Annotated in this window: 7 protein-coding genes; all 7 read right to left on the reverse strand. The window is 72.2% G+C overall.

The features are described from left to right. Positions 1-115: 115 nt before the first annotated feature. Positions 116-553, reverse strand: coding sequence for a nuclear transport factor 2 family protein (locus tag ACWD3D_RS29630; RefSeq protein WP_451463839.1), 438 nt, complete (start codon positions 551-553; stop codon positions 116-118). A gap of 257 nt (positions 554-810) precedes the next feature. Further along, positions 811-1,593: a TetR/AcrR family transcriptional regulator gene (locus ACWD3D_RS29635; RefSeq protein WP_451463840.1), complete on the reverse strand. Its 783-nt coding sequence runs from the start codon at positions 1,591-1,593 to the stop codon at positions 811-813. A gap of 140 nt (positions 1,594-1,733) precedes the next feature. After that, positions 1,734-2,426 (reverse strand): sensor histidine kinase, encoded by a 693-nt coding sequence (locus tag ACWD3D_RS29640; RefSeq protein WP_451463841.1) that lies wholly within the window; start codon positions 2,424-2,426, stop codon positions 1,734-1,736. Positions 2,427-2,783: 357 nt separating this feature from the next. After that, positions 2,784-3,428 (reverse strand): hypothetical protein, encoded by a 645-nt coding sequence (locus tag ACWD3D_RS29645; RefSeq protein ID WP_451463842.1) that lies wholly within the window; start codon positions 3,426-3,428, stop codon positions 2,784-2,786. Beyond that, a complete protein-coding gene (locus ACWD3D_RS29650; RefSeq protein ID WP_451463843.1) occupies positions 3,425-7,075 on the reverse strand; it encodes a S8 family peptidase in 3,651 nt (1,216 codons plus the stop codon). Before ACWD3D_RS29650 ends, ACWD3D_RS29645 begins: the two co-directional genes overlap by 4 nt. A 109-nt stretch (positions 7,076-7,184) precedes the next feature. Next, positions 7,185-7,373 (reverse strand): hypothetical protein, encoded by a 189-nt coding sequence (locus ACWD3D_RS29655; protein ID WP_451463844.1) that lies wholly within the window; start codon positions 7,371-7,373, stop codon positions 7,185-7,187. 185 nt (positions 7,374-7,558) lie between these two features. Then, on the reverse strand, positions 7,559-8,021 hold a 463-nt coding region (locus ACWD3D_RS29660), incomplete at its 5' end, for a response regulator transcription factor (RefSeq protein WP_451463845.1).

Raw genomic sequence — 8,021 nt, forward strand, 5'->3', positions numbered from 1 at the left:
TGTGACAGAGGTGGTCAGGCGGCTCCTTGGGTTGAGGGTGCGGTGCAGGAAACCACCTGCACCAGAGGGCACGGACGGCGATCCGTGGGGCGGGCCGCCCCGGGCCCGCGCCTCCTTACGGCGCGGCGGCCCCGCGCAGATGCCGGCTCACGTCGCCGACCATGGTGATGCGGACCCGCCGCTGGACGAAACGCCACTGCCCCTCCCGGAGTTCGAACCGGTCGTGGTAGCGGCCGGCGGCGATGGGCTGCAACGGCAGGTCGGGCAACGCCTGCAACACGGTGACGTAGGAACGCGAGACCGCCGTGCCCGCCTCCTCGGCGACCTCGACGGCGACGTTGGTGGTGACGTGCTGGGTTCGCGGGGTGCCGTCGGCATGGACGATCAGGGTCTCGCGGAACATCCTTTCGATCCCCTCGCGTCCGCTTACCGGCTCTCCGCCGCCGATGAACGTGGCGTCCGCGAGGAGCTCTCCGAGTCCGGCGAAGTCTCCGTCGTCGACGAGTTCCGCGTACCGGGCGATCAGGTTCTCGACTATTCGGTGGCTCGGCATCGGATCACCGGCCGGACGAGGGGACGGGGACATGGCTCTCCAGACGGGATGCGCGAAACACCGCCTGCCGTTGCCGACGACGGCGCAACGTATCGGATGGCTGTCATACCCAGCCTGCCATGGGGACGCCACCGGGCGGCTCCCCGACCCGGCCCCGGCAGCACCGGGACCGGGACCGATGCCGAACGGTTTCACCGGTCTGCGGACATGCCTGGATGCGCGGCGGGAGAAACGTGGCGAGAGTATGGCCCTGCAGGTCAGGTGTCTCGGCCAGGCGCCGACGGTCGGGTGTTCTCGTCCGCCCCGTCCGCCAGCCGGTCGAGCCACTCCAGGAGCAGGGTCCGCTCGCCGGTGCTGAGCGGCGTGGCTCCGTCCTCCCCGAGCGCGGCGAGCAACGCCATGGCACGGCCGGCCACGACCGATCCGAACCCCTCCTGGCCGGATGTCTCCGGGTCCGCGGCGGGAAGCGTGAGCGCGTTGATCACCATCTCGCGGGCTTCCCACGCGTTGCGCAGGTCGCGTGCCTTCTCCGGGTGGCTGATCAGGGTGAGGATCGTGCCCGCACCGGTCGAGTGCATGACCTCGGTCGCGCGCTCGACGCTCATCCGCAGGCGACCCGCGGCGGCGACCCGGATGATCATGCGGCGCAGGTCGTCCGCGGCCCGTCGGCCGGTCTGCGGCATGTGTCCGGGGCGGACCTGTCCGTAGACGAGCGTGTAGTACGCCGGGTGTTCCAGCCCGAACCGGATGTGCAGGTCCCAGGCGTCCCGCAGCGCCTGTACCGGGTCATCGCCGGTGAACAACTCGGCCTTGACCTCCAGGTAACGCCGGAAGCCGTGCTCGGCGACCGCTTCGAGGAGTCCGTCCTTGTCCCCGAAGATCCGGAAGATCGACGGCGTCGGGACACCGGCCTGAGCCGCTACGGCCCGGGTCGACACGGCGTCCAGCCCGCCCGCCTCCAGCAGACTCGCCGCGGCCAGCACGATCTTCTGCCTCAGTGCGGGCGCCGGCCTGTCCGGCGTCGTCTCCTTCTCGACCATGTATCGACGATATCAGTTGTGCGAATCACCGATCCGGGGGCGGGCGGTGCCTTCCATCGACGCCTCCGCGGTCGAGCGTGAACCGGTCGGGAAGTCGTCCAGCCCTGTCGCCCCGGAGGGTCCGGCACGAGATGGGCGGGTCAGAGCGGTACGACCGCGGTGACCGTGGTCCCGGTGCCCGGTGCGTGGGTGATCCGCAGGGTGCCGCCCAGGGCGGCGGCACGCTCGGACAGGGCCGCCAGCGCCGTGAGGTCCTCCGCCCCGACGGGCCGTCCGCCGTCGTCGACGACCTCGACCACCGCGCTGGTCCCGGTGCTGAGGCTCACGTCGACCCGCCCCGCCCGACCGTGTTCCACGGCCCGCTCGACGGCCTCCGAGACCAGGAGGTACAGATGGGTCTCGACCAAGTGGGGCAGCCGCTCGGCCGACGTGCCCGAGAAGCCCATGGGCACCGGGCCGCGACGCGCGAGGGCGGTGAGCGCCGCGGGCAGCCCGCCGGCACGCAGGGCTCCGGGGCTCAGCGCGTCGGTGACCTCCCGGACCCCGGCGAGCGCTTCCTCCAGGTCACGCGCCGCGTCGTGGAGCAGGTCGAGCGCGCCGGAGGGGACGGTGCCGAGTTCCTGTCGCGCCATGCTCAGCCCGAGCAGGGCTCTGATCATGCGCTCCTGGACGCCGTGCTGAAGGGTCATGGCGTACCGGCGCTGGCGTTCCGCCTGACGGTGCGCGAGGAGTCCGGGCGGCTGCTTCTCGTGATCGGCGTCCGCGGCTCGGACGGACTCCGTCACCGTCACCACGTCGAAGACGTTCTTCCCTGCGTCATCGATCGACGTCATCACGCACGTTCCTTCCCGAACCCGGTGTCCTGCCCCCATGGCACCGGGGACCGGGTGGGCAGCGTGCGGCGCACGGTGGCCACCCGGTGCACGTCCCGGCACCAGGAGTCCCGGCGCGCGACGGCACGGCACCGCATCCCTGACTCTCACAGCCGAATCCAGCTACTGCATCAGTCATTTGACTTGGAAGGGGGACACCGTCGTGCCACTGCGCGCTCGTCCCACCGACGCGGCGCGTCCCGGACGGGACCGGTCCTTTCCGGGGACAGTTCCGCCCGCGACGGCCGGCGCGACGACGGACGAGACGGGGGTGACGGTCCGTCCGCCACCCCCGTGAGGAGCCCGTAACTCCTTTCCTCAGCGCAGCCGGTACGCCGTGGGCAGTGTCTGGCGGACGGTGTCGCCCTTGCTGTCGGTCGCGTCCACGCGGAGTCCGACGCCGTGCGAGGCCAGCTCGCCCTTCGGGTGTCTGAGCGTCACCGTGTAGGTGTTGGCGCCCGCGGGCGCGGCGGCGGCGGGCTGCCAGGTCCGGCCGCCGTCATAGGTGACCTGGGCCTTCAGCGACGTCAGCTTCGGCGGAGTGCTGAGCCGGTCCTGGTAGTAGCCGGTGACCTTTATCCGGTGGTTCTCCCCGGATCGGGCGGTGTTGTCCAGCGCCAGATCGAAGTCGTACCGGAGGAAAATCAGTGGCTCGGGACGGCAGGCCGCGCGGTTGTCGCCGACGACGTCCCCCATGCACGGGGTGAGTTCGGGGGCGTCGTCCTTGCCCGGCCGGTCGGAGACGTACTCCCACCGGGTCGTCACGCCGTCGGTCTCGGCCTCGAAGCTGTACCGGGCGGCCTTCGCCGGCAGGTCGTAGGAGACGAGGTCTCCCGTACCGGCGCAGCCGGTCAGGGTGAGGGCCGCCGCCGCGAGCAGGGTCGCGAGGGCTCCCGCGCGGCGGCGGGGCGGTGCGATGTCGGGGGTCATGGTGGTGTTCTCCTCCGCGGTCCGTGCCGTCATCGCCGGCCTCCGAGGTCTTCGGCGGTCAGTCGTTCCGTTCGGCGTTCGATCTCGTGCCCTGCCGCGTCCGACAGACGGAAGTCGCAGCGGACGTCGAAGGTGGGCATGGACGGCGGGGCGGTGGGACCGCAGGAGGTGATGCCGAAGGCGGTCTCCGAGAAGGCGTCGTTGTTGAGGATGCCGATCAGAGCCTGGCGTCCGCCGCCGCTGCCGGTCAGATAGAAGGTCGGATAGAAGGTGTCGCCCTGGCGGCAGGCCGAGCAGGGTCCGGACCCCACCGTGAAGCCCGACCGGGTCCGCACCAGCGGCGCGGCGCCCGGAACGGCCGGTCCGGCGTTCCAGTCCAGCGTGGTCTTCCTGCCGAGCACCACGTCGTGGGTCTCTCCTCGCGCGTGCAGCAGGGCGCCGCCCTCGGCGGTGTCCCCCCAGGAGGTGGTGAAGCGGTCGACGGTGTCGTCCTGCCGCTGGACGAACATGGTCAGGGTCTTCTGGGTGGCCACCAGCGGCAGGTCCACGGAGGCGGTGTCGGGCGCGGACCCGGAGAGCTGCTGCCAGTTGGCCTTGGTGAGGGTGCCGGGCCGGTCGGCGTGCAGGTGGTGATCGACCCGGTCGAGGTCCTTCGCGTCGACGCGGTAGCGCTGGTCGGACGGGATCTGCCCGTTCGCGACGAACCTGGCGGCGTAGATCCGCGGTGTGGCGGTGCCGCCGAGTTCGACGGTGGCCCCCGCGGGGTCGGTACCGATCTTCGCGGTCAGGCGGTCCGCCTCGGCGCTGCCGACACTGACGACGGGCAGCGCGGCGTACGGCTCGGTGGCCGGGCAGTTCTGCGGGTCGACCCCACAGGGCACCTGGCTCGCCTTCGGTCCCAGGGAGGTGAGACCCGGTGCGGCGACCAGGACACCGACGGCTCCGGCGTCGGCCGCCGCCGCGACGCGTTCGTCCCGGAGCGTCGCGAAGTCGCAGTCGCCGCGGCAGAGGTCGGTCGGCCTCATCAGGACCAGCTTGCCCCGGGCGTCGACGCCCGCCAGTTCGGCGGCGGTCCCGGTGCCGGCGTCGACCACCGGCAGTCGGCCCTTCACGGGCAGCCTGGGCACCGGTGTCGCGGTGTTGCGGGCGCCTCCGAGCACTCCGTCCGTCCACGCCTGCTGGCCCACCAGCGCGACGTCCGGGGTCACGTAACGGGCGGACAGGTCGAAGGAGTCACGACCGCCGACGGCCCGCAGGGTGACGACCGGGGTCGTGCGCACCTGGGAAGTGCTGTGCGTCAGCGTTCCGGTGCGCACCTTCCCGGTCGGCAGGGACCACCAGTGCGGCTCCTGCGCGCCGTAACCGACGGACATCTGCGTGACGGCCTTCCAGGCGCCGGTCTGCGAGGTCCTCCCGGTGGAGGTGACGGCCGAGTAGGTCTCCGTACGCTCCGGCGTGCTCACCCGGATCGGAGTGAGCTCGCGCAGGTCCAGGGTGGCCTTGGTCGGCCCGTCGACCTTCACCTCGGCCACGACGGGCGCGGCGGCCTGCCAGTCCCCGGAGGCGTCCCGCCACCTGAGGGGAAGGGCGGCCGAGAAGGTCCCGGGAAACAGGGGCACGGTCACCGACGCGCCGCCGCTCGTGGTGACGGCGGGTTCGTGGAGGAGGACCTTGTCGTCGACCGGTGTGAACACGGCGCTGAGATAGCTGATGTCGGTGGCGCCGGTCGGCGGGATCACCTTGACGGTCAGCGAGGACTGGCGGGCTTCCAGGAAGGCGTGGAGCCGTGAGGTGGCCCGCACCGCGCCCGAAGCGTCCCGGGCGGTCACCGAGCCGTCCCAGCTGCCGAAGGCCCCGTTCTCGCCGATCTTCCTCGCGTCGACCGTCACGGGTACCTGGGCCGAACCGCCCGCGGGAAGGGTGACCTCGTCGGTGCCGAGGGTGAGCAGCCCCGCGGGGGCGGCTGCGGCGCCGGACGCGAGGGAGGCGGACAGGCGCAGTGTGGCCGCCGCGTCGGTGAGGTTGGTGTAGGTGATGGTTCCGGTGACGGGCTCCTGCTGGTGGGCGATGCTGCCGAGGCTCACCGTGCCGGTCGCGAAGACCCTCGGTTCGATCGCGGCGGCGACGTTCACCCGGCCCGCGCCCTGGAAGGACTCGACGTACCCGAGGTCGGTGGCGTCGGCCATCAGCAGCGCCTTGATCTGGGCGCCGGTCAGTTCCGGGTGCTGCGCGGCGACGATGGCCGCGGCACCCGTCACGTGCGGCGACGCCATCGATGTTCCGCTGGCGGTGGTGTAGTGGTCGTCGACGACCGTGCCGAGGGACGTGCCGGCCGCGCGTGCCGCGACGATGTCGACGCCCGGGGCGGCGATGTCGGGCTTGGGCGCGTGGTCCCCGATCCGCGGTCCGCGGCTGGAGAAGGCCGCCTTGCGGTCGTGTTTGTCGACCGCCGCGACGGTGAGAGCTTCGTCGGCGGCGCCCGGGGAGCCGATGGTCCCGGCGACGGGTCCGTCGTTGCCCGCGGAGACCACGAAGAGGGTTCCGGTGTCGCGGCTGAGCCGGTCGAGCGACTCGCTCAGCGGGTCGGTCCCGTCCGTGGGGCCGCCGCCGAGACTCATGTTCACGACTCTGGCTCCCGAGTGGGCGGCCCACTCCATGCCCGCGATGATGGCGTCGTCCGCGCAACTCCCGCTGTCCGTACAGACCTTGCCGACGCGCAGTCGCGCGCCCGGGGCGACGCCCTTGAGCCGTCCCCCGGAGGCGGCTCCGGTGCCCAGGATGGTGGAGGCCACGTGTGTGCCGTGTCCGTGGCCGTCCTTGGCCCCTTGGGCGTTGGCGGTGAAGTCCCGCTGCTCGACGATGCTCCCGGCCACGTCGGGGTGGGTGGCGTCGATGCCGGTGTCCAGCACCGCCACCGAGACGCCCTTGCCGTCGTACCCCCGGCTCCAGGCCACGTCGGCGCCGATCTGCGGTACGGAGACGTCCAGGTTGATCTCGGCCACGCCGTTGAGCCAGACCTTCTTGACGTCGGTCAGGGACCCGGTGGAGCGGGCGGCGGAAGTCGACCCCGTCTTGCCCCTGACCCCCGCCCACCACGTACCGCTGTCGTCGACGGCCATCGAACGGCCGTCGATGCTCGGCAGTGCCCTGCCACCGAGGGCGCCGACGGCCTTGGGCGCCCGGGCGATCGCGGCCTTGTCCGTGTAGGAGACGATGACCGGGACCTCGCCGGTGCGGCCCGTCGCGGCGACCTTCGCCAACTCGGTGACGTCGAACAGAGACCAGTCGAGGAGCCCGGTGCCGAGCAGGGCCAGGGCGTCGTTCGGGACGACATGTGTCCGGCCGTCGTGGGTGAGGGTGTGGAACACGACGGGTGAGCCGTCGGACCGCGGCGCGGCCTCGGTTCCTCGGACCACGGGCCGTCCGTCGGCGTCGAGGCCGAGTGCCACGGTGTCGCCGGTGATCAGCGTCACCGTGAGGCCGGCACCGGACGCGGCCACGGTGTCGGCCAGTTCGTCGTCGTCGATCACGGCCGGGGTCGCGGTGGCGGTCCGGGTCGGGCTTTCCGTTCCCTCGGCGGCCTGTGCCGCGGTGGCCGGGATGGCCAGTGCGAGGATGGTCAGACCGGCGGTCATCACACCCACGTCGCGTCTGAGACGCTTCGTCGTCCTTCGGCTCATCTATCCATCTCCTGTGGGAGGTACGGGCAACGGTGTCCTGCAGGTGTGACGGGCGGGGCGTGCGCGAGCCTCTCCGTCCGCGGTCACGGTCCGGCCGTGGATCTCCTGGTCAGAGCGGTTCGTACTCGACGCAGGTGCCGTCGGCGCCCGCGCCCCGGGAAGCCTTCGCCTCCCGGGGGCCGGCCGACGGCCGTTCGACGCCGTCGGCGGGGGTAGGCGCGGTGTCGGAGGCGGGCGGGGGTACGGGTTCGTCCGCCGAGGACGGTGCGGGACCGTCGGGCGACGGGTCCGCGGTCACCGACACCTGCGCGCCGTGGGGTCTTGGCTCCTCCGGGCCGTCGGTCGGCCCGGACGCCGTTGAAATAGCGGGTGACATGACAAAAGGATGCGGGCGGTGGGTCCACGGCTCGATCGGTCGGACAGGTGAATCAATTCCGCGGTACGGCACGGTGTTTTGTTTCGTACCGGCCGCGCAGGGCGAATTCAGTCGTCGTCGGCCGGGGACCGCGCCTCTTCGCCGACCAGTCCCAACTCCATGAGCCGTACGGCGAGCGCGGTCCGTGTGGTGACGCGCAACTTGCGCATGGCCGACGTGACCTGGCTGCCGACGGTCTGTACGGAGACCACGAGCGCGTCGGCGATCTGACGGTTGGTGTGGCCGCCGGTCACCAGCCGGGCGACCTCCAGTTCACGCGGCGAGAGCCGGTCGCCGTAGCCGGGCCGCCCCCGGCCCCTGGCCCGGCCGTCGGACCAGCCGAGCCGGCGCAGGTCGCGTGCGACCCGGTCGGCGTCGTCGCGGGCGCCGAGGCCGGACAGCTCCACCACGATGCCGGCCAGGGACGGCAGGCCGGTCTCCGGCCGTCCCGCCGCGATCAGGCAGCGCCCCCGGCGACCCCTGCACCGTCCGGCGCGGCGCAGTTCACTCTCCAGCCTGGGCCTGATCCGT

The organism is Streptomyces sp. NPDC002690, from assembly GCF_053592415.1.

What these genes read in the sequence shown, in the direction of transcription:
- ACWD3D_RS29635 (WP_451463840.1), bottom strand. Translation starts at nt 1,593, where the DNA reads ATGGTCGAGAAGGAGACGACGCCGGACAGGCCGGCGCCCGCACTGAGG.
- ACWD3D_RS29650 (WP_451463843.1), bottom strand. Translation starts at nt 7,075, where the DNA reads ATGAGCCGAAGGACGACGAAGCGTCTCAGACGCGACGTGGGTGTGATG.
- ACWD3D_RS29640 (WP_451463841.1), bottom strand. Translation starts at nt 2,426, where the DNA reads ATGACGTCGATCGATGACGCAGGGAAGAACGTCTTCGACGTGGTGACG.
- ACWD3D_RS29645 (WP_451463842.1), bottom strand. Translation starts at nt 3,428, where the DNA reads ATGACGGCACGGACCGCGGAGGAGAACACCACCATGACCCCCGACATC.
- ACWD3D_RS29630 (WP_451463839.1), bottom strand. Translation starts at nt 553, where the DNA reads ATGCCGAGCCACCGAATAGTCGAGAACCTGATCGCCCGGTACGCGGAA.